Origin of the sequence: Flavonifractor sp. An112, from assembly GCF_904377885.1 — a bacterium.
Lineage (GTDB): Bacteria > Bacillota > Clostridia > Oscillospirales > Oscillospiraceae > Flavonifractor > Flavonifractor avicola.
The window spans coordinates 1-20,236 of the sequence record NZ_CAJFGT010000050.1 but is presented as its reverse complement, the minus strand read 5'-3'; the positions used below and the strand labels follow the sequence as shown (position 1 = coordinate 20,236).

The 20,236-nt window shown below is 56.8% G+C and carries 23 protein-coding genes and 1 tRNA gene; 8 read left to right on the top strand and 16 right to left on the bottom strand.

Going from position 1 to position 20,236, the window contains the following annotated elements:
• Nucleotides 1–111: 111 nt before the first annotated feature.
• The 6 genes from rpoD to csaB form a co-directional block, all read right to left on the bottom strand.
• Nucleotides 112–1,458, bottom strand: a complete 1,347-nt coding sequence (gene rpoD / locus IHN22_RS08700; RefSeq protein WP_242955465.1) for an RNA polymerase sigma factor RpoD — start codon at nucleotides 1,456–1,458, stop codon at nucleotides 112–114.
• Complete coding sequence (dnaG, locus tag IHN22_RS08695; protein WP_087327740.1) at nucleotides 1,451–3,241, bottom strand: DNA primase; 1,791 nt, start codon at nucleotides 3,239–3,241, stop codon at nucleotides 1,451–1,453. The genes rpoD and dnaG overlap by 8 nt, the downstream gene beginning before the upstream one ends.
• A gap of 127 nt (nucleotides 3,242–3,368) precedes the next feature.
• Complete coding sequence (locus IHN22_RS08690) at nucleotides 3,369–4,373, bottom strand: deoxyguanosinetriphosphate triphosphohydrolase (RefSeq protein WP_191434803.1); 1,005 nt, start codon at nucleotides 4,371–4,373, stop codon at nucleotides 3,369–3,371.
• Nucleotides 4,374–4,469: 96 nt separating this feature from the next.
• Nucleotides 4,470–5,165, bottom strand: a complete 696-nt coding sequence (locus IHN22_RS08685) for an HAD family hydrolase (RefSeq protein WP_191434801.1) — start codon at nucleotides 5,163–5,165, stop codon at nucleotides 4,470–4,472.
• Between the two features lie 65 nt (nucleotides 5,166–5,230).
• Nucleotides 5,231–6,307: a glycosyltransferase family protein gene (locus IHN22_RS08680; RefSeq protein ID WP_300986110.1), complete on the bottom strand. Its 1,077-nt coding sequence runs from the start codon at nucleotides 6,305–6,307 to the stop codon at nucleotides 5,231–5,233.
• A complete protein-coding gene (gene csaB / locus IHN22_RS08675) occupies nucleotides 6,304–8,535 on the bottom strand; it encodes a polysaccharide pyruvyl transferase CsaB (protein ID WP_191434800.1) in 2,232 nt (743 codons plus the stop codon). The genes IHN22_RS08680 and csaB overlap by 4 nt, the downstream gene beginning before the upstream one ends.
• A 122-nt stretch (nucleotides 8,536–8,657) precedes the next feature.
• On the opposite strand from csaB, the gene IHN22_RS08670 reads away from it, so the two are divergent.
• The 3 genes from IHN22_RS08670 (at nucleotide 8,658) to IHN22_RS08660 (ending at nucleotide 10,353) form a co-directional block, all read left to right on the top strand.
• A complete protein-coding gene (locus tag IHN22_RS08670; RefSeq protein WP_087189101.1) occupies nucleotides 8,658–9,173 on the top strand; it encodes a DUF4330 domain-containing protein in 516 nt (171 codons plus the stop codon).
• Nucleotides 9,174–9,250: 77 nt separating this feature from the next.
• Nucleotides 9,251–9,805 (top strand): phosphatase PAP2 family protein, encoded by a 555-nt coding sequence (locus tag IHN22_RS08665; protein WP_191434798.1) that lies wholly within the window; start codon nucleotides 9,251–9,253, stop codon nucleotides 9,803–9,805.
• A 2-nt stretch (nucleotides 9,806–9,807) separates the two neighbouring features.
• The gene (locus IHN22_RS08660; protein WP_087189099.1) at nucleotides 9,808–10,353 is read left to right on the top strand and encodes a GNAT family N-acetyltransferase; all 546 of its coding nucleotides are present in this window, start codon (nucleotides 9,808–9,810) and stop codon (nucleotides 10,351–10,353) included.
• 44 nt (nucleotides 10,354–10,397) lie between these two features.
• Here the strand turns inward: IHN22_RS08660 and IHN22_RS08655 are convergent, their stop codons facing one another.
• Both IHN22_RS08655 and IHN22_RS08650 read right to left on the bottom strand, forming a co-directional pair.
• The gene (locus IHN22_RS08655) at nucleotides 10,398–11,591 is read right to left on the bottom strand and encodes a coenzyme F420-0:L-glutamate ligase (RefSeq protein WP_191434795.1); all 1,194 of its coding nucleotides are present in this window, start codon (nucleotides 11,589–11,591) and stop codon (nucleotides 10,398–10,400) included.
• A gap of 107 nt (nucleotides 11,592–11,698) precedes the next feature.
• Complete coding sequence (locus IHN22_RS08650) at nucleotides 11,699–12,583, bottom strand: LysR family transcriptional regulator (protein WP_191434794.1); 885 nt, start codon at nucleotides 12,581–12,583, stop codon at nucleotides 11,699–11,701.
• A gap of 111 nt (nucleotides 12,584–12,694) precedes the next feature.
• Here IHN22_RS08650 and IHN22_RS08645 point away from each other — a divergent pair, with 111 nt between their 5' ends.
• Nucleotides 12,695–12,838 carry a hypothetical protein gene (locus tag IHN22_RS08645; protein WP_158094701.1) on the top strand — a complete coding sequence of 48 codons (144 nt, stop codon included), beginning with the start codon at nucleotides 12,695–12,697 and terminating at the stop codon, nucleotides 12,836–12,838.
• An 83-nt stretch (nucleotides 12,839–12,921) separates the two neighbouring features.
• Here IHN22_RS08645 and IHN22_RS08640 read toward each other — a convergent pair whose 3' ends face one another.
• From IHN22_RS08640 to IHN22_RS08610, 7 genes are all read right to left on the bottom strand, one after another.
• Entirely contained in the window at nucleotides 12,922–14,127 is a 1,206-nt protein-coding gene (locus tag IHN22_RS08640; protein WP_191434792.1) for a hypothetical protein, read from the bottom strand.
• Nucleotides 14,127–14,657, bottom strand: a complete 531-nt coding sequence (locus IHN22_RS08635) for an RNA polymerase sigma factor (RefSeq protein ID WP_158099508.1) — start codon at nucleotides 14,655–14,657, stop codon at nucleotides 14,127–14,129. Before IHN22_RS08635 ends, IHN22_RS08640 begins: the two co-directional genes overlap by 1 nt.
• 323 nt (nucleotides 14,658–14,980) lie before the next feature.
• Nucleotides 14,981–15,070: transfer RNA gene (locus IHN22_RS08630), tRNA-OTHER, on the bottom strand.
• 1 nt (nucleotide 15,071) lies between these two features.
• Entirely contained in the window at nucleotides 15,072–16,169 is a 1,098-nt protein-coding gene (locus IHN22_RS08625) for a tyrosine-type recombinase/integrase (RefSeq protein WP_191434790.1), read from the bottom strand.
• 48 nt (nucleotides 16,170–16,217) lie between these two features.
• Complete coding sequence (locus IHN22_RS08620) at nucleotides 16,218–16,949, bottom strand: copper amine oxidase N-terminal domain-containing protein (RefSeq protein WP_191434788.1); 732 nt, start codon at nucleotides 16,947–16,949, stop codon at nucleotides 16,218–16,220.
• A gap of 47 nt (nucleotides 16,950–16,996) precedes the next feature.
• Complete coding sequence (locus tag IHN22_RS08615) at nucleotides 16,997–17,425, bottom strand: ImmA/IrrE family metallo-endopeptidase (RefSeq protein ID WP_191434786.1); 429 nt, start codon at nucleotides 17,423–17,425, stop codon at nucleotides 16,997–16,999.
• Nucleotides 17,422–17,790, bottom strand: coding sequence for a helix-turn-helix transcriptional regulator (locus IHN22_RS08610; protein ID WP_191434785.1), 369 nt, complete (start codon nucleotides 17,788–17,790; stop codon nucleotides 17,422–17,424). Before IHN22_RS08610 ends, IHN22_RS08615 begins: the two co-directional genes overlap by 4 nt.
• Before the next feature lie 207 nt (nucleotides 17,791–17,997).
• Here IHN22_RS08610 and IHN22_RS08605 point away from each other — a divergent pair, with 207 nt between their 5' ends.
• On the top strand, nucleotides 17,998–18,213 hold the full coding sequence (locus IHN22_RS08605; protein WP_191434783.1) for a helix-turn-helix domain-containing protein: 216 nt from the start codon (nucleotides 17,998–18,000) through the stop codon (nucleotides 18,211–18,213).
• Between the two features lie 31 nt (nucleotides 18,214–18,244).
• Here the strand turns inward: IHN22_RS08605 and IHN22_RS08600 are convergent, their stop codons facing one another.
• Nucleotides 18,245–19,075, bottom strand: coding sequence for a YHYH domain-containing protein (locus IHN22_RS08600; RefSeq protein ID WP_191434781.1), 831 nt, complete (start codon nucleotides 19,073–19,075; stop codon nucleotides 18,245–18,247).
• Between the two features lie 123 nt (nucleotides 19,076–19,198).
• Here IHN22_RS08600 and IHN22_RS08595 point away from each other — a divergent pair, with 123 nt between their 5' ends.
• The 3 genes from IHN22_RS08595 (at nucleotide 19,199) to IHN22_RS08585 (ending at nucleotide 20,173) form a co-directional block, all read left to right on the top strand.
• Nucleotides 19,199–19,435: a hypothetical protein gene (locus IHN22_RS08595; RefSeq protein ID WP_191434780.1), complete on the top strand. Its 237-nt coding sequence runs from the start codon at nucleotides 19,199–19,201 to the stop codon at nucleotides 19,433–19,435.
• A gap of 186 nt (nucleotides 19,436–19,621) precedes the next feature.
• A complete protein-coding gene (locus IHN22_RS08590) occupies nucleotides 19,622–19,783 on the top strand; it encodes a hypothetical protein (protein ID WP_191434778.1) in 162 nt (53 codons plus the stop codon).
• Between the two features lie 105 nt (nucleotides 19,784–19,888).
• Nucleotides 19,889–20,173, top strand: coding sequence for a DUF6948 domain-containing protein (locus IHN22_RS08585; RefSeq protein ID WP_191434776.1), 285 nt, complete (start codon nucleotides 19,889–19,891; stop codon nucleotides 20,171–20,173).
• Nucleotides 20,174–20,236: the final 63 nt, after the last annotated feature.

The following is a 20,236-nucleotide window of genomic DNA, read 5'->3' as shown; positions in this document are numbered from 1 at the left end:
GAATCCGCCCCTTTTGCCGAGGAAACGGATTGCCACGCCAGTGTGCGCACTGGCTCGCAATGACAGGCTTGTGCAAAACAGCTATTTTGCAACAGGCCCGCTTTTCGTTTGTTAGTTCAGGAAATCCTTCAGCTTCTTGGAGCGGGAAGGATGACGCAGTTTACGCAGGGCCTTGGCCTCGATCTGACGGATACGCTCACGGGTGACCTTGAATTCCTTGCCCACTTCCTCCAGGGTGCGGGTGCGGCCGTCCTCGATACCGAAGCGCAGCTTGAGCACCTTCTCCTCACGCTCGGTGAGGGTACCCAACACGGAGACCAGCTGCTCCTTCAGCAGGGTGAAGGAAGCAGCCTCAGAGGGCTCGGAGGCGTCCTCGTCGGGGATGAAGTCGCCCAGGTGGGAATCCTCCTCCTCGCCGATGGGGGTCTCCAGAGAAACGGGCTCCTGGGCAATCTTCAGGATCTCCCTTACCTTGTCCACCGGCATATTCATCTCCTCGGAGATCTCCTCGGGGGTGGGATCGTGGCCCAGCTCCTGGAGAAGCTGACGGGAGACACGGATGACCTTGTTGATGGTCTCCACCATATGGACGGGGATACGGATGGTACGGGCCTGGTCGGCAATGGCACGGGTAATGGCCTGACGGATCCACCAGGTGGCATAGGTGGAGAACTTGTAGCCCTTGGTGTAGTCAAACTTCTCCACGGCCTTGATGAGACCCAGGTTGCCCTCCTGGATCAGGTCCAGGAAGAGCATACCGCGGCCCACATACCGCTTGGCGATGGATACCACCAGACGGAGGTTGGCCTCGGCAAGGCGCTGCTTGGCCGCCTCGCCACGCTTCACCAGACGGCGAAGCTCCTTGATGTCGTCCTCAGACAGGGCGATCTCCTCGCCGGCCTCCTTGGCCCGCTCCATATCCTCCAGCTGCTCCTTGGCAGCGTCACCGGCGCCCATATCCTGGGCCAGCTGGACCTCCTCATCGGGGGTGAGCAGGTTGACTTTGCCGATCTCCTTCAGATACATACGGACCGGATCGTCAATGCCGAAGGAGTCCACCAGAGTGTTGGGGTCTACGATCTCCTCTTCAGGCAGGTCTTCGATTTCGTTGAGCTCCTCCAGAGGAGGCATGGTGTCGTCGGCCAGCTCGGGCAGATAGTCGTCGCCTACCGTGTCGATGCCCAGGTTCTCCAGGGTATCGTAGATCTTGTCCATCTGCTCGCTTTCCAGATCCAGGTTCTCCAGCACGTCCATCAGTTCGCTGGAGGAGAGCTTACCGTTTTTCTTGCCGCGCTCGATCAGCTCCGCCAGTTTTTCGGCGCCCTGGACGCCTTCCACCACCTTCATGACCTCGATCTTGCCCTGCTCCATCTTCTTCGCGTTGTCGCGGGCCAGCTTGGCCTGATCCTCCAGGGTCAGGGTGAGCTCTTTTTTACCGGTGGTCTTCTTTTCACTCATGCGGTTGTCCTCCATATGATTTTTTCTCTCTGAATTTATCCCGGGCTGCCAGCAGCGGGTCAAGCCCGACGCCGCCCCGCTTGGCGGCTTCTGTCTCGATAATCTCTAAGTAGTCATGCAGCGCCTGGCTGCGATTGGAACGGGTCTCCGGCTGCTCCAGAATTCCGGTGATGTGGCTCATCTCCTCCGGGTCCAGCGATCCGGACAGTGCGCCCAGTTGTAAGCTGAGCCCTTGGCTGTGCCGCTGCTTGAGCAGCACATAGAGCTTGGCCAGCAGGGGAGAGGAGAACTGGGACGGGTCCAGTCCATCTGTCTCGGGCAGCAGGCCCGGGTCCAGCAGCAGCAAGCGGATCACACCCTCCTCCGCGCGAGCGGAGCGGATATTCTCGTAGTGCAGCTGTCTGGATTTGGGCTGGAGCTGAACGGCGGGGGTCAGGTCCTTTTTTGCCTGGACTTTTCTGGCCCGCCAGGCCCGGTCCTTTCGGTAGCGGGCTACCTCCTGGGCCATGGCGGTTCCGGAAATGCCGGCTGCTGCTGCTGCTTTATTGCCGTAGATTTCCCGCTCAATAGGGCTTTGAAGGGCGGCGATGGTGGCCACAGCTTCCTTTAGATAGGCCAGCCTGCCCTCTTCGCTTGACAGGTCATGTTTTGCCTGCAGGCTGTCCAGCCGGTAGTCGTTTTGTCCGGCGCTGCCATTGAGGCACTTCTCAAAAGCGGCAGGGCCAAACTTTTTAACGAAATCATCCGGGTCCTGTTTGATAGGCTTGCCCTCGGCATCAAAAGCGTTGGGCAGCTGAAGTACCCGGACGGTGAGGTTGGCATTTTTTAAAATGTTGAGTACCCGGTCGGTGGACTGCTTGCCGGCGGCATCATTGTCGTAGCAGAGCACCAGCTCCTTGGTGTACCGGGCCAAAATGCGGGCGTGCTCCTCAGTGAGGGCGGTTCCCATGGTGGCAACCACATTATCAAAGCCCGCCTGGTGCAGGGTGATCACGTCGATGTTGCCCTCCACCAGAATCAGGTTGGGCCGCTTGGTGTTCTTGGCGAAGTTGAGGGCGTAAATGAGACGGCCTTTTTTGAAGAGCACCGTCTCCGGAGTGTTCAGGTACTTGGCGCCCTCCAGTCCGGGGAGCAGGCGGCTGGTGAAGCCTACTACCTCACCCCTCACATCGATGACCGGGAGCATGAGCCGGGACCGGAACTTGTCATAGATACCGCCGTTCTTTCCGGCTACTGCCAGACCGGCGTCAATCAGATCCATTTTGGTGTAGCCCTTGGCGGTCATGGCCTTTGTGAGGGCATCCCACTGATCGGGCGCGGCCCCCAAACCGAACCGGGTAGCGGTGCGGGGAGAGATCTGCCGTTGGGCGATATAGTCCCGCACCTGCTGGCCGCCGGGACCAATGAGATAGTCGTGGTAGAAACGGGCTGCGTCTTTGGACAGCTCCAGCAGTCGGGACCGCTTTTTGCGATAGGCCTCGTTTTCTCCGGCCTCCGGCACCTCAAGACCTGCCCGCTTGGCCAGCAGCTTTACCGCGTCCAAAAAGGGGAGATTCTCCATCTCCATGACAAAGGAAATTACGCCGCCACCCTTGCCGCAGCCGAAGCAGTGGTAGATCTGCTTATCGGGAGAGACGGAGAAGGAGGGGGTCTTTTCGTTGTGGAAAGGGCACAGGCCCCACAGGTTGTTTCCCTTTTTCGTGAGGTGGACATAGGAAGAGACCACGTCGGCAATGTCGCTGCGGGCCACCAGATCGTCAATGAATTGTTCTGGTATCGCCACAGGCATCCTCCTTCCGACTATCTTTTCCAATCAATGCCAATCTCATACGCTGGTATATGTAAAGTTAAATAACCTTACGGCATAAACGCCTTTAAAAGCATTTATACTCTAATGGTGTAAGCATAAATCACTTTACGCTCCAGGACTTCGGGATGAAAGCGTCGCTGAACTGATCCACGGCATATTTATCGGTCATGCCGGAGATATAGTCGCATACGGCGCGCTCCACGCCTTCGCCCACCCGGATATCCTGATATTCCGGAGGCAGCTTGTCCGGGTCCTTCACATAGTACTCAAACAGGCGGCGGATCATGTCCTGGGCCTTTCCCTCCTCGCCCTTGGCTACCGGGCTGCGGTAGACATATTCAAACATGAACTCCCGCAGTTCATTCATAGCGTCCCGGCAGGCGGGGGACTGGACAATGTCATTCTTCCCGGCGGACTGGGTGATGATGTCCACCGTCAGAGTGTTGATTCGCTCAGAGTGGGTGAAGCCCAGTACCTGGGAGACCGAGAGGGGCAGGTCCATGGGATAGATGATCTTGCCCCGCATGGCGTCGTCAATGTCGTGGTTGATGTAGGCGATCTTGTCGGCCAGCCGCAGCAGACGGCCCTCCAGGGTCTCAGCCTGGTCGGGGCCGGTATGGCAGAGGATGCCCCGGCGCACCTCGTAGGTCAGGTTGAGTCCCTCGCCGTCCCGTTCCAGACGGTCCACCACCCGAAGAGACTGCTCGTTATGGGCAAAGCCTCCGGGCATGATCTCATTGAGGACCCGCTCTCCGGCGTGTCCGAAGGGGGTGTGGCCCAGATCGTGGCCGTAGGCGGCCGCTTCTGCCAGATCCTCATTGAGGCGTAAGCCCCGGGCGATGGTGCGGGCAATGCGGCTGACCTCGATGGTGTGGGTCATGCGGGTGCGGTAGTGGTCCCCCTCCGGCTCCAGAAAGACCTGAGTCTTGTGCTTGAGCCGCCGGAAGGCCTTGGAGTGGACAATCCGGTCGATGTCCCGCTGAAAGCAGGTTCGGGTGGGGCAGGGCTCCAGAGGCACCAGACGTCCCCGGGAGCAGGCGGACAGGCAGGCATAGGGGGAGAGCAGGGCCGCCTCGGCGGCTTCGGTCTGTTCACGCAGTACCATGGGCGCTCACCAGTCTCTCAGCAAATTTCAACCTTTACTCTTTATACGCCGCAGCCTGGATAAAACCCTTCTTTTTTTGTAAATTTTCTATTGTGCTCACAAATCCCCCTGATGAGGGCGGCTGGATTCGTCATTTTGCTCGCCAGTAAGCAGGGCCAGAAGCTCGGCGGGGGTAGAGATGATCTGCTGTGCACCCTGTTCGGTCAGAAATTCCGCGTCACGGAAGCCCCAGCTCACCGACAGACAGGGCAGACCGGAATTGCGGGCGGTCTGGATATCCACCTCGGAGTCGCCTACATAAACGGCCTCTTCAGGCTGAGCGCCCAGTTCCTTCAATGCGCGAAGTACCGTGTCGGGAGCAGGCTTGCGGGCAACTCCCTGGGATTCGCCGATGGCCACCTTCACCCGATCCCCAAAGTAGGTCTGACACAAACCTTTGACAGCACCATCAAATTTGTTGGATACCACTGCCAGTTTGATTCCGACCTGATTCAGACCGTCCAGCAGCTCCAGTACACCGGCGTAGGGAGCGGTGCGGTTCTCCATGTTCAGCAGGTAGTGGGCCCGGAAATCAGCCAGACACCGGGCCTCCAGTTCTTCAGGGGTTCCCTCGGGCACGGCACGGTGAATGAGCAGGCCTACGCCGTTGCCCACAAAGCGGCGTACCTCATCCAAAGAGCGGGCGGGCAGTTTGTGGAGGGCCAGAGCATAGTTAGTGCTGTCCGCCAGATCCTGAAGGGTATCCAGCAGGGTGCCGTCCAGATCGAAAATCACGGTGGAATAGGGAATCATAACAAGCCTCCTTATCAGCAATGGCAGGAAATGCGGGCGGTCCGTGGGACCGCCCGCATTGTGGGTCAGTAGAGTCCGTTGGCAGAGAGGATCTGGGTAACCTGCATGGCACGGTTGGACCAGGCGGCGGCAGCCCCATGTTCCCGCCGGCGGACGGCAGGCCAACCATCCGGTTCTTCCAGAGCACGGATGCACAGCCGCACAAACTCGCCGGGGCTGTGGGCGGCGTAGATTACGTCAGGGAAATGCTCCACATGGTCGGGGTAGAACATAGCCACAATGGGCTTGCCGGAAGTGAGATATTCATAGACACGGCTGGGTACGATGTCGGCGCCGTAGTCAGACTGCCGCAGCAGATGAAGGCACACGTCGAACCGGGACAGATAGTCTGGAATATCCACCGGCAGCTGACGGCCCAGCAGACGGACGTTGGGCAGGGCCTCCAGGGTGCGCAGCTGAGGATTGTAGGGCTCTACCTGCCCTACAAAGACAAAAGTGCACCGGGGCAGAGCCCGGGCGGCCTGAATGGCTGGTGTCAGGTCAAGATCCTCCCAAATGGTGCCCACAAAGCCCAGAATGGGACCGGTGAGGTCGGCCAGGGGAGCGGGGCACTCATTGTCTGGACGGGAGAACATGGGGTAGCTTACTCCGTTGGGAAGCAGGGCGATGTTGTCGCTGCAGGGGGAGAGGTGGTCCACCAGCCCCTCGGAGGCGGCAAAGATCACGTCGGCAGCCAAGGCCAGGTCGCTCTCCCACTCGGGCGGAGTGTCCATCCAGTCCTGGGCGCAGTCATATACCAGCCCCTGATGGGGGATGGCGTCCAGCAGATGGACCTGCTCCGGGGAAGTGCACCAGAGCAGGGGCTCCCGAAAGCGATGCATATCCATCAGCTTAAGAATATGGCGGGTCAGCTTGCGGTCCCGGACAAACCGGAGCAGCCGCTGATCCTCGGAGGCCTCGGGAGCAGGCGGGAGGGCATATACGGTCAGGCCGGGGCGCACTTTGCGGCCGGGCTTGCGGTAGTTCCGGGAAGGCGGCTCCAGAAAGAGGATCTTGGCATCCTTCAACCGGGTCATCAGCTGCTGGGTGCGGGTGGGGATAGTGCTCCAGGGTTGGGAGGAGAGGCACAGGATCTGTTTCAACGGGACACACCCTCCAAAAGCCGGCGGGCAGTCTCCTGGTTGCGCTCCTCCACCTGCCGCAGCCGCTCCACGCCGCCGGACAGGAATTCGGTGTCTCCGATTCGGGCATAGACTGCGTCGATGTAGCCGCACAGGGATTCCGCCGTCACCTTATCCAGGTCGGTGTACAGATCCTGGCCGATATAGGAGAGGAAAGAGCTGATTTTCTGGTCGTATACCACGCCCACCAGAGGCACACCCTGGCCGGCGGAAAAGACGAGGGCGTGCAGCCGCATAGAGATAACCGCCTGCATCCGTGCAAACAGACCGATAGTGTGGTCGGAACTGCCGGTATGGGTAAGAATATGGTGGGGGGCCTTCATATACTTAGCAGCCAACTTGGCGGCATCCACATCCAGACGCCGCTCAATGGGCAGAAAGACGGGGGTCAGGCCGTATTTCTCATAGGCGTAGTCGGCGGCGGCGGCAAAAACGGGGGCCTTGGCCTCAAAGCCCGGCCAGGGCCGCAGGGCAAAGCCGATATATTTGCCGTTGGGATCGATGCCCTGGCTCTCCAGAATGCCGTCCACCACGGGCGCGGGAGCGGCGGGCAGAATGACCGTGGGGTCGGCGGAGAGAATGATTTCCGGGTGGGTGACCTTCATGTCGGTCAGCTCCTCACGGGAGTGAGTATCCCGCAGGGTGATGGCGTCCACGCTCTTCTGGAGCACCTTGGAGGCCCGTTTCCGATTGGAGGGGGAGTGGATGGGACCGATGCCGCAGCCGTACATCATAACCTGATTGCCCAGCCGCTTAGCCCAGGAGATGGTGAAGAGATAGAACCACAGGGAGCGATGGCTGGTTACGTCCTGCATCAGGGAACCGCCGCCGTTGATATACAGCTTGGTTTTTCGCATCCGCCACAGGAACTTGGGGAAGGCAAAGGTGTAGATGGAGTTGACACGATAGGTGCGCCGGGTATCTTCCGGGCTGCGGGAGAGCACCCAAATGGGAAGGTCAGGGTCCACCTGGCGCAGCTCGGTGACAATGGCCTCCAGAATGGCATCGTCGCCGGCGTTGCCCCGGCCATAGGCTCCGCATACCAGAGCGCCATCCCGCCGGCCGGTCTTGCGGGCCTGGCGGCGGAGAATGGTGTCATAAATGGAGAGCTGCCGCTGGAGGGTGCTCTCCAGAGAGTAGTCCTCCTTGGCCCTCTGATAGAGCCGCTGGCCCATATGCTGGCGCAGCTCCGGGTCCTGAGCCAGCGCAATGAGGTGGCGGGAGAGTCCCTCCGCGTCTCCTGCCTCAAAAAGGAAACCGTGGATACCATGCTCGATCAGGTAAGGCACGCCGCCTACCCGGCTGGCCACTGTGGGCAGGCCCGCCCGGGCGCCTTCGGTGAGGGAGTAGGGGAAGGTCTCGGAGAGAGAGGTGAGGGTATTGATGTCCAGAGCATTGTAGAAGCTGTCGGTGTCGGACACCCAACCGGCAAAGCAGACCTGCTTGGCTACTCCCAACTGGTTGGCCAAGTCCTTCAGCATCCCCATCTGCTCGCCGTCGCCGGCGATAAGCAGCCGCAGATGAGGGCAGACTTTATAGGCCAGGGCAAAGCCGCGGACCAGGGTGGCAATATCCTTGACGGGGTTGAGGCGGGCGGCAATGCCCACCACAACAGAGTCCTGGTCAGCATCCAGCCCCACACTCTTCCAGTATTCCTCCCGGGAGAGGGCGGGGGTACGGGGGGCAAAATCGATGCCGTTGTAGATGGTGAACAGCTTGTCCGGATCAAAGCCGCGGGAGATGAGCAGATCGGTCATGGCATCGGACACGCCGATGCGGTAGTCTAGCTTCCGCAGAGCGATGGTGTTGATGGTGCCGTAAGTGATGCGGGAGAAGGGGCGGCCCAGGTAGTCCAGTCGATAATCGGAGTGGACAGTGGTAACCACGGGCAGACCGGTGGCCTTCCGCAGCAGAGCGCCCATCAAATTGCCCCGGGCGCCGTGACAGTGAAGGATCTGATAGCCTCCCTCCACGATCATTTTTTTCAGGGTGTTGCGGGTTTTCAGCAGATTGTGTCCAGGCAGGACCACAGTGGGGATGCCAAGTTCCCGGGCCTCCTGAGCAAATGGACCTTCCATAAAACATACCATGGTAACGTCGATGGTATGGGCAAGATTTTTCAGCAGGGAATGAACGTGGGTCTTGGCGCCGCCGCTGTCGCCGCCGGAGATGAGGTGCATGACCTTCATGGAATCAAAACCTCCAAAGAAAAAAGAAAGTACTTGTGTCTCGGTGGGGATCTATGATACAATAACCCGGTACCATTGTACCAAGTGCGACATGAATTTACAACCTCGGAGGCTGCAAAAAGATGATAGACGAAAAGGGAAGACTGTTTGGTAAAATCAACATCGTGGATCTGCTGGTGATCCTGGTGGTTATTATTGCGGCAGTGGTTTTGGGTATGAAGTTCCTCAAGCCGGGCAGCAGCGGTGTTGTAGGCGGAGGTTCCACCACCACCCATGTGGAGTATACCGTGCTGGTAGAGAGCGTCCAGCCGGCGGTTTATGAGAGCATCAAGGAGAATTATATCCCCTCCACCCTGATGGCCTCCGGCGAGCTGCTGGACGGTCAGGTCACTGCTGTGGAGGCCAAGCCTCACGGTGGAGATATTACAGTGAGCACGTCTGGTGATACGGTGGCCCTTACTGCTGACAAGGGCTTGCTGGATCTGACTTTCACTGTGGAGTGCAATGTGGCTAACCCCATTACCACCGAGCTTGGTACCCAGGAGGTGCGTGTGGGCAAGAGCCACATCCTTAAAACGGATAAGTTTGAGCTGAATGGCGTGATCCTGGACTGCACCTGGAGTGAGAACGCCGAGTAAACCAGCTGAGATCGATCAAAATAGAGAGGGCGGCGGTCATGGTACCGCCGTCCTTTTTCCAATAGGAGGAACTTATTATGCCCCAATGGCTGCTGCAGATAGACGGCGGTATTCTGCTCTGGATCCAGAACTTCCTGCGCTGTGCCGTGCTGGACCCGATCATGATCATTTATACCCAGATGGGTGACGCTGGCATCCTGTGGATTGTGCTTTCTGTGGTGCTGATCTGTATTCCCAGGACCCGTAAAGCGGGTTTTGTCAGCTTGATAGCCATGCTGCTGGGCCTGCTGTGTACCAATGTGGTGCTCAAGCATCTGGTGGGCCGTACCCGGCCCTGGCTGATGGTAGAAGGGCTGATTCCGTTGGTAGCAGAGAACGACCCCAATTCCTTTCCTTCGGGCCACACCTGCGCAGCCTTTGCGGCGGCCTCTGCCTGGTGCCGCACCCTGCCCCGGCGGTGGATGAAGATCGTCGCCGTGGTAATGGCGGCTCTGATGGGCTTCTCCCGGCTCTATGTGGGAGTTCACTTCCCTACAGACGTGTTGGCCGGTATGGCGGTTGGTCTGCTGTGCGGCTGGCTGGCCTGGCTCATCTGGAAGCGGCTGGCCGCCTGGCGGAGTTGGGAGGCATAACCATGCGGGCGGAAGAGATGCAGACCACTCTGCGGAATGGAAGCCGGTGTCTGCTTCGCAGTCCCCGCCCGGAGGACGGGGAAGCGGTGCTGCGCCATCTGCGCCGGGTGGCAGCAGAGAGCCCTTTTACCGCTTTTCTGCCGGAGGAGATCAGCAATACCCTGCGGGAGGAGCAGGCCTTTCTCAAGCGGCAGCTGGCCAGCCCGGGCAGACTGATGTTGGCCGGATTTGTGGATGGCAGGTTGATTGGGCTGGGGGGCGTGGGCCCTGCGGCAGCCAACCGAAAATGCGGTCACCGGGCTGAATTGGGATTATCTGTCCGCTGCCGCTGGTGGGGGCAGGGCCTGGGCCGGATGCTGATGGATGGACTGTGCCGGGAAGCCAGGCATATGGGCTATGCCCGCATGGAGCTGTCAGTGATGGAAGACAATGTCCGGGCGGTGGCCCTCTATGAGAACTGTGGGTTTGAGCGTTTTGGCCTGCTGCCCGATGCCTACCGTACAGAGGGAGACAGTCAGGCCGCCATTTTGATGAGCAAGGTATTATAAAACGGACGCCGGTCCCAGAGGACCGGCGTCCGTTTTGTTTGTGCTTATTCCGTGGTGTAGTTGTCAAAGTAACCCTGGATGTAGACGATGGGAGTACCCTTGTCGCCGGAGCCGGAGGTCAGATCGCACAGGGAGCCGATCAGATCGGTCAGACGGCGGGGGGTAGTGCCCTGAGCGGCCATCTTACCCACCAGGGAGCCGTCCTTCTTCTTGATCTCGCCCTTGATGGCCTCCCGCAGGGCCTCGCCGGACAGGGCGGCAAAATCATTGTCGGCCAGATACTTCAGCTTCAGCTCGTTGGGGGTGCCCTCCAGACCGGCGGTGTAGGCGGGAGAGACCACCGGATCGGCCAGCTCCCAAATCTTGCCCACGGGGTCCTTAAAGGCGCCGTCGCCGTAGACCATGACCTCCACGTGCTTGCCGGTGGCCTTCAGAAGACGGTCCTGGACCTCCTCCACCAGATCCTGGCAGGGACGGGGGAAGAGCTTTACCTTGTCCTCGGTGGACTTGTTGGAGCCCAGCAGGCCATAGTTTTCATTGTAGCCGCTGCCGTTGATGGGGACGGTCATGATCTCATCCAGGCAGAACACCTTCTCGGCGCCGGCGGCGACCAGGCGGCGCTTGGTGCGGGCGCGGGTGTGGATGTCGCAGGCCAGCACGTTCTTGGTGTAGGCCAGAATAGCCCGGGGATCGTTGGCGAAGATGACCTCCACCTCAGCGCCAGACTCACGGATCAGATTGGAATAATAGTCCACATAGTCCACGCCGGTAAAGGGGTGGGTGGTGTAGCCGAACAGCTCGCGGTAGCGCTCCAGAGAGAGCACATCCTTGTAGGGGTCCACACCCTTTTCGTCCATCACGTCCTCATCAATGAGGTGATTGCCCACCTCGTCGGAGGGATAGGACAGCATCAGGACCACCTTCTTGGCGCCCTTGGCGATGCCGCGCAGGCAAATAGCAAAACGGTTGCGGCTGAGGATGGGGAAGATCACGCCAATGGTCTCTCCGCCCAGCTTCGCCTTTACATCGGCGGCAATATCGTCCACCGAGGCATAGTTACCCTGGGCGCGGGCCACAATGGCCTCAGTCATGGCGACTACGTCGCGGTCGCGTACGGAGAACGCGCCATCGTTGACCGCCTCCAGGACAGACCCGGTGACGATCTCGGCCAGGTCATCTCCGCTGCGGATAATGGGGGCGCGGATACCCATGGATACGGTGCCGACCATCCGGCTCATAGAACAACACTCCTACTATAGTTGGATTCGCTGCGGTATTCCCGTAACAGTGGAATTATACTATATTTTTTTCTGCTTGTAAAAGGTTTTTTCTTTGCAAACGAACTTTATTCGACGGATACCCACTGCCGGACCACGTCAAGAAAACGGGCGGTCAGGGGGGAAAGCGGCTTGCCCCGGCGAACGGCCAGGGTGATGTCCCGATAGCGGGGATGTTCCAGAGGGATGGCGGCGAAATTGCGGCCGGTACCCTGCAGCACCAGTTCCGGTCGGATACTGACACCCAGCCCCTGCTCCACCATGGCCAGGATGGCAAAGTCGTCGTTGACGGTGTAGCGCAGGTTGGGATGGATGCCCTCCTCCTGGAAGATCTCTCCGATCTCCACATCCCGCTCCTCAGGAATCCAGATGAAAGGGTCCTGGGCCAACCGTTCTATGGGATAGAAGGGGGCGCGTGCCAGAGGGTGGTCCGGTGGGAGCACCGCCATAAACTGATCCCGGCGCAGGGGAAAGACCTCCAGGTCGTCTCCGGCGGGCAGTCCCAGAAAACCACAGTCTGCCTGCCCCTGGCGGATCAGGTCCTCCACCTCTGCAAACTCCCACTTGCTCAGTAATTCAAAATGGATGCCGGGATAGCGCTGGAGAAAGAGCTTCATAATAGGAGGCAGCCAGTGGATGGATACGCTGGCGAAGGTGCCCACCCGCAGGGTGCCACGGGTCAAACCGTGGAGATGGGCAGCCTGCTCCTCCAACTCCTTCTGGGCGTTGCACACAGCTCGCAGATATGGAAGCAGTGACTCACCGGCTGCACTCAGATGCACGCCTCCCCGTCCCCGGACCAGCAGCTCCATGTCCCATTCCTGTTCCAGCGCGGCGATCATCCGACTGGCCGCCGATTGGGTGTAGCCAAACGCCTCAGCTGCCTTGGTAATTCCACCCAGTTCTACTGTTTTCAGCAGGATCTGATACTTAATCAGGCTCACATCAATCATTCCGTTTCATCATGAATTTCATGAAAAAGATTCGTTTGCATCATAGTAAACTCTATTGTATACTATAGCCAGAAGGAAGGCAAGAGCGAACGACAGAAAGGAGCGATTTCCATGAAGAAGAACAACGCAATGGTAATGAATCGGAAGAACAACGGCTATGAGCTGATGGGAAAGGGTATGTCGGTCAACGTCATGCGCACCTATTGGAAGGGAAGCCCCTGGAAAGCGCTTCGGGACTGCGTCCGCAGCGTATAATTTGATCTTTGCTCCGGTTGGGGAGAACCGATAGAAGCCCGGAGGGCCTGCCGAATAGCAGGCCCTCCGGGCGGTTTTTTATATTATGCCCCCAAGTCTGCTGCCTGAGGGAAGGGATAGGTTGTGCTGCCGATGGTAATGGATTCCACCTGGCTCAGGTCAAAGGCCTGGGCAGGGGTAAAGCGGAAGACATGGATGCCGTCCCGACTAGACCCGGGGTAGGGACTCTCGCCAGATCCCCAGGTTCCGGCATAGGCGCTGGGAATCTGAGTAATCAGCTCCGAAGTGCCGTCCCGGTAGTTCAGCCGTGCATCTGCCAAAATTTCCTTTACGCTGACCAGCCAGCTGCCGCCGTATGTGTCCCTGACCAGATAACCCTCCAGCTGCGGGGGCAGCTCTATGTCGGAAAGCTTCTCCAGATCCAGCAGTACCTCCGCACCGGAGACGGCTGTCCACTCCTCCAGAGTGGGGGTCTGCATCTCCAGTTCAATATAACCTGCGCAGATGGAGATTTGATAGATGGTGCCCTCCTGGGTATATTCGGAAAATTTTGGCTGGTCGGGCCGCAGTCCCCAGGCTTCCTCCATCTGCCGGGTGGTATTGACCACTGTAATGTCTGCCGGACAGGTGAGGGTCTGGCTCTCGGTCACCGGTATGATCACCGGGCCGTAAGCGGCGATGGGCTTGAAGTTATGATTGAGGTTCATGCTTATCTCTACCTGTTTCAGCTCAGGATCTTCTAAAGTCATGGATACCTTGACCAGAGAGGTTTGCGTATCTGGGTCGTAGCTGGCCTGCTCCAGATTGAGGGTGCTGCATCCCTCGAAACCGCCCCGGGGCCCCCATTCATATTCCGGCGAGTTGTCCGCAAGAACCACACCTGCCTCCTGGGATACCGGAGAAGCCGCAATGTAGGCATACAGTTGGTTCCCGCTGCACATGGTTGCTACCAGAGTGGCCTGGGGCTCCGACTGGGTGACAGTCTGAGTGGGAGCATCATATTCTGTCCATTCTTCGATGGGGTCCTCCTTGGATATGCCCATATCTGCCCGTGCTGCGTCCCGCAGCGTAAGCACCACCGCAAAGGCGGTGAGGCAGCAGAGGGACGCGATGATTGCCGCCACCAGCAAGCCACGGGTCAGGCGGCGGGTTCTTCCTGTTTTATGGTTTTGTTTGAATCGTTTCATCGTCAACTCCTCAATCCTGGCGGGGGAGAGGGGGGTGGTATCAGTTAAGAGAATGCTGTCCTCCTGATAGTGGTCCAGCAAATCAAAGATCTCCCGTTTCATCAGCCTGCTCCCCCTTTCGTCAAAGCTTCCTTGAGTTTCATGCGACCGCGCCTCAGCTTGGTTTTTATGGTGGATTCGTTCAGGGCCATGTGATCTGAGATCTCTTTGATCGATTGGGCGTAATAGTAATGCCGGAGAAAGATTTCCTTGTCCTCTGGGGGCAAAGCGTCCACTGCTTGGCGGACCAGACGCCGCTCCTCGTCCTGCTCCATGGCCTCTGAAAGGTCATTTGGGGCTGGAATATCCACACTGTTTTCTTCCAGGGATATGGTGCGGCCCATCTGGCGGAGTTTGTTTTTCGCTTTGTTTCTGGCGACCGTGCCCAGCCAGCCCTTGACATGACCGGCCTTCAGATCGGCGGCCTGTTCCCATGCGGCAAGGAACACATCGGAGACCACTTCCTCTGCGTCCTGGGGAGACATGGCATCCCGAAGAATGTTCCATACGATAACGGAAATATACGGCACATAGCGCTCCATCAGTGCCTTTAGACCGGATGGGTCGCCGGCTTTTATGTTCTGTAAGATCATTGATTCTCTCATATATGGCCCCCAACTTATGCGAAAGCAGCTTTCACTTATAATATCACACGGATACTGCTTCTGGTTTCATCTGCGAACCTCGGGGGGTAAAAACAAAAAGAGACACGACGTATGTCGTGTCTCTTTTCAGGAAACGGCCCTTCTGGGCCGGCGGCGCTTATGCGCCGTGCAAGTGTTTTGCGGATGCAAAACCTTGGCGGAGGGGCAATTTATTTGCTCCGAGCATTTCAATATATGAAAGGATTCTGGCCGCATTCTGTCGGCCAGAACCAAAAAGAAAGACATCTGCGCTGAGCAGATGTCTTTCTTTTTGGAGCAGGTAAAGGGAATCGAACCCTCATATTCAGCTTGGGAAGCCGAAAGTGGAAATCCAGGAATCCATTGCAGGAGTAATATCCTGCCTCATCCTGCTTCCTCTTTTCCACCATCTTTTCCACCAGAGCCATCCAGAATGGCCATTCCTGCTTTCAGCGTGGTGGAATCGCGGTGTTGATAAATGTTCGCTGTGGTAGAGATGTCCGCATGGCCCAGCAGCCACCGTACCGTTTCCAGCGGTACCCCGGCTCGGGCGCAGTCTGTGGCAAAGGTATGCCGCAGGCAGTAGGGTGTCAGATCCTCGGCAATCACCGACTCGACTATCTTGTTCCGGTAGACCTCCGCGCCCATCTCAATATCCATAGCTCGCCGGAAGGTAGACCATTGACGGTATTGGCTGTTGGAGTTCAGCCGGTGGCCCTCCCTCCCGGTGAATACCGGCGCAAAAGGGTCTCCGCGGGCCGCCAGCAGCCGCGGCAGCAGGGCGGTGTGGATCGGGATATCCCGTACGCCTGCCTCTGTCTTTGGACCCTTACAGCGACCGGTGCCGCTCTCCAGGGCTGCGTGGATATGAATCTCGTTATGATCGAAATCCACATCGGCCCAGTTGAGCGCCGCAGCTTCTCCGGGACGCATACCGGTATAGAGCAGGGTCAAAATATACAGCCCTGACGGATGAGTTTCAGCTACCTTCAGCAGCACTTCCCGCTCCTCGTCGGTGAGACTCCGGTGGGAGCCGTCCTTCGCCGCCGGTAACTCCAGGTCCTCTGCTGGATCGTATGGGATCAGGCGAGATTTTCTGGCCCTGGAGAACATCTCCCGCAGAACCCGGCGGATCTTCTCTACATGGGATTTGGACTTCCCAGCCTCGGCATTGAGGATACGTTGGAGATGGATATCCTTCACGTCCCGCAGTTTTATGTGTCCGATGAAGGGCTTTATGTAGCCGTTGTATTTTTCATCATACATTCCCAATGACTTCTTGGTGAGTCCTTTGGGGTCCTTGTATGTGGCTTTCCACTGGGAATACCATGCGTTCACCGTCATGGAACCGGACACCAACTCTTCCCCACGTCTGGCCGCTGCCAACTTCTCAGCCAGCTTGGTCATGGCCTCCAGCTCAGTTTTGCCTGTGGCTTCATACTTTTTTCCGTTCAGCCGGGCTGTTTTCCTGATGTAGTCCATGATCCGGCTCCCTCCCATCTGTTCCCTTTCCGGAAACATTTTGTGTGGTTAACCAAAAGCACTTTGATATGTTTCCCAAAACATTGTATCCGCGCTCATTTTATACATCATTGCATCAAAATACGCCTGCTGAACATCATTTTTTGTAAACGTCTGCGACCCCGTGGAAAGCGACTCGAAGAACGAAGCTGTTTTTCCGTTCAGTATTGTGTAGTCTGAAGCCAGGATAATGTCGTCTGTATTCAAAATCGCAAAACAAGCATCATAATGGCTATCTATGAGTTCTGCTGTGTTTGAAAGCTTGGCTTGAGTGGCGCTTGCAAAAGTCATTCCTGCATATGGGCCTTCCTTTAGGACTGTGTTAATCGTTGCTGCAGCACTTCCGTTTAATATCCCGTTAAGCAGTGATTCTAGTTCTTCGAAGCCCTCAGACAGCTTTTTATAAAAGCCGAGTTTCATAATATAGTCTATGTTCTCGTTGCTTTTTTCTGTAGATAGGATAACTGTGGAAGTATCCCCATTCCAATCGACGTCAACACCCAAGGCGTTGGCCACGGCTCGGACTGGAAGGTAGGTGGTTCCATTGACTGAAAATGGTTCCACAGTGGCGCCAGTTGCATCCTTTGGTGTGATTTGGCTGCCGTTGAGGGTAATTTTGATATCCGCATAGTCTGCCTTGACCGTCCTTGATCCAATGGTAGCAGCGGCTGTGCCAATCGTTCCTGCCAGTACAGCAGATACCAGCATTCCGGCAATAAAGCCTTTTCCGCGTTCTTTCATTCCAAGTTCTCCTTTCTACACCCGTTTATCTATTCAATCTGTACCATTCAAAAATATAGCTCCGCAGCAAGGTTTCCGTGGGTATACCAGCACACGGCTTTGCGCATAAACTCCTCCGTCACGCCAAAGTGGTCCGCCAGATCCCACAACTCCGTGTGTCCATCTGCTACCGCCTGATCCAGCTCGTCCACAGGGATCAGCTTGTTTACGGCCCATTTGTCCGCCCGGTTTTCATGCTTCTTCCGCACGTCTCTGGCCGCCCAGCGGTTATAAAATGCACCTGTTTTGCAGTGCCCCAGCTCATGAGCCAGATGGACACGGCGGACACTTTCCTCCGGAAGAACGCCATAGTCCATTCCGATATAGCACCGTCCGCTCTCCGACTGCATACACATGGAGCCCGTTTTAGGAATATCCAAAATTAGAATAGGGATGTCTGTGTCCTTTGCCTCCTGGTACAAATCAGTGGTTTTCATGGCCGCTCCTTTTTCTTTTCTGCCTCCTCCCGCAGTTTCACCATGCGTGCAAACCGCTTTACCTCATCGTACATCTCATCTGTGATATCTCCATCCCCTCCAAACAAGGCAAATTTGATATCATCATCGCTGACAGAGCGCTCGCCCTCCGGGGCGGGCGCTTTTTTTGCTTCTTCTCCGGTTAGAAGAAACTCAACCGAAATACCAAGGTATTCCCCAATTTTTACCGCCCTGTCGTAGGGAAGCTTTTTCAGCTTCTTTGGGTTCAAATACCCATTTGCAAAACCACACTCTGATTCAAGCGTAGATATGGGGATATTTCTCTGCTTACAAATTTCCCTGATATATTCGACGCTGCTGAACATAGTCACTCCCCCACGTTTTAGGAAAATTTCTAAAACCCTATTGACAAATTAGGAAAATTCCTATATAGTGGGGTTGGACTTAGGAATTTTCCTAAAAAGCCTCAGAGTTCTAAGATTTAACTCGCAATTACATCTTAGAGTAAAATCTAAGGCTTGTCAACAAAAATCGAAAATTTTCTAAGTATCTTGCACGAGAGGAGGATAGCCTTGATTTATACCAATGTCCTTGATCTTTGTCAGGCCCGCGGGGTCAGCATCGCAAAATTGGAAAGGGAACTCGGCTTTGGAAACGCAACCATTCGAGGCTGGGCAACTTCGTCTCCAACAGTCGAAAAGCTGAAAGCAGTTGCGGATTACTTTGGCGTGACTGTTGACAGTCTTCTTTCTGAGCAATCCCAGCGTACCACAGAGCAAGTCCGATAAAACGGACCGCCATCTGTGGCGGAACGATTGGCTATCCCTTTTTGAAGGGCGGCTTCAGCATCCCGGATTTTTTGAGGCAAATAGTTGCGTTTGGCGGTACTGTTTCATCAAGTGTATTGACCTTATACTCTTCCAGCTGCCTCATGATGCGCCGGTACGCCCAATACCACTCCATATTTGGGGCGCATGGAAAACATTTGCTGCATGGCCGCCGACTCCCCAGCTTTGCGGCGTGGGTGGGGATGCTCGCCGATTTTGTACACGTGGGACGCCTGTGGTACGCCTGGCCAGAGGGGGAGACGTAAAAAGTCAAAGAATCCCCCCAACCGCTAGAATTAACTTCCTTTGGCAAGCCATCCGGTCCGATCTCTATACCATCCGGCATTCCGCATTCAGCTGCAAGTTTCCGCTTTGTCTTTCCGCCGTACAAATCAAGTAGCTCTTTCCTTTTGGCATCCCACTGACGCTTGTATTTGCGCGTTTGTATCTTGTTGGAAAAGACGGCAAAAAGGTATAGCAGAGCATAAAACCCGATGAAACAGCCGACTACAATGACCGGAATTGGAATTGAGAAGCCGGGAGAACCATCTGCTGCTGCGCTGGAGGGGATCGGCTCGCCGCTTCCTCCACCGCTTGTTACGGACGACCCGCCACCGGATGTTCCGCTTCCTTCTCCGGTCTTGTCATCGAAGTTATAGGGGCAGATTCCGTTGACGTGTTGATGGGCCGGGTACCCATGATGAAAGTGGTATTTCCCTGTGGAGTGGTCGTAATGACCGCCTTGGCTGTCGGTTCTTCCGCTGTGAGCGGAAGCTGGAAGAATCAGAAGCAGGGCTAAAAAAATGAAAACCAGTTTTTTCATATTTTCACCACCTTTTCCACAGTGTAACACCAGGGGGAAGGGGGAGCAAGATGGAATGCTCAATGGCGGGAAGCGAAATGAATCAACGGATTGCAAAATTGAGAAGGGAAGGAGGCTGTACCTGTGAGTAACACTGCAATTTACCGTGAGGTGGCAGAGAAGCGAAAGATCCTGCGGGAGCAGTATGGCGGCATGATGTCTCTGGAGAATGTCAAGGTTGAGCTGGGGTATCGCTCCCGCGAGTCCGCCCTTGCGGCTGCCCGGGAAATGGGGCTCTCACCCACCCGGATCGGCAGAATGAAGAAGTATGACACGGACCAGGTCGCCAAGCGCCTGGTGGAACTGAGGGGGATGTGCTGATGCCGAGCATGACCCGTGAGGAGCGCCGCTATTGGCGCACTCAGTACATCAAACTGGCGGCCATCATCGTTGCCGCCGTTGCCGCTGCTGTGGTGATCCGGTCATGGACCGTTTGAAATTAACGGCGGCTCTGTTTTGGGCCTTTGTGCTGGCCCTGGTGGCCGCCGTGGAATTGGGGGTATTCAAGTGAAGGTATTGACCTTGTGCCGCCCCTGCGCTGAAAAGCTGGGACAGGCCTATGAACTGACGAAAATTATCACCGGGTCGGAAAAGGACACCTGCGCCGAGTGTCAGCGGCGGCGCTACACAAATAAGTACCGCGTGGGCGAGGTCAAGCGCAATGATTAGCTTGTATCCCCTGCGCGACCCACAGGAAGAGAAGCCCGCCGACCATTGCCGCGCAGGTGCTTAACTGCCACTTTTAAATATCAAAACATAATGGAGGAATGAAAGATGAATCAGAAGTACATCGTTCGCTGTGACAGGTCTGGAGTGTTCTTCGGAGAGATCGAAAAGCGCGAGGGCCGAGAGGTGACCATGAGAAACGTTCGGTGCCTGTGGTATTGGAGCGGCGCAGCTTCCCTGATGCAGCTCGCAAAGGAGGGGGTTCGAAGACCTGTAGATTGCAAATTCACCGTTACTCTGGACGAGATCACGGTGCTTGACGCAATCGAGATCCTTCCGTGCAGTTCTGAGGCTGTTACAAGCGTCGAGGGGGTTGAAGAATGGAAGGCATGAAAGAGTCTGTCAAAAAATTTCTTTCTGACGGCTCCGGCGACGGCTCCGGCGACGGCTCCGGCT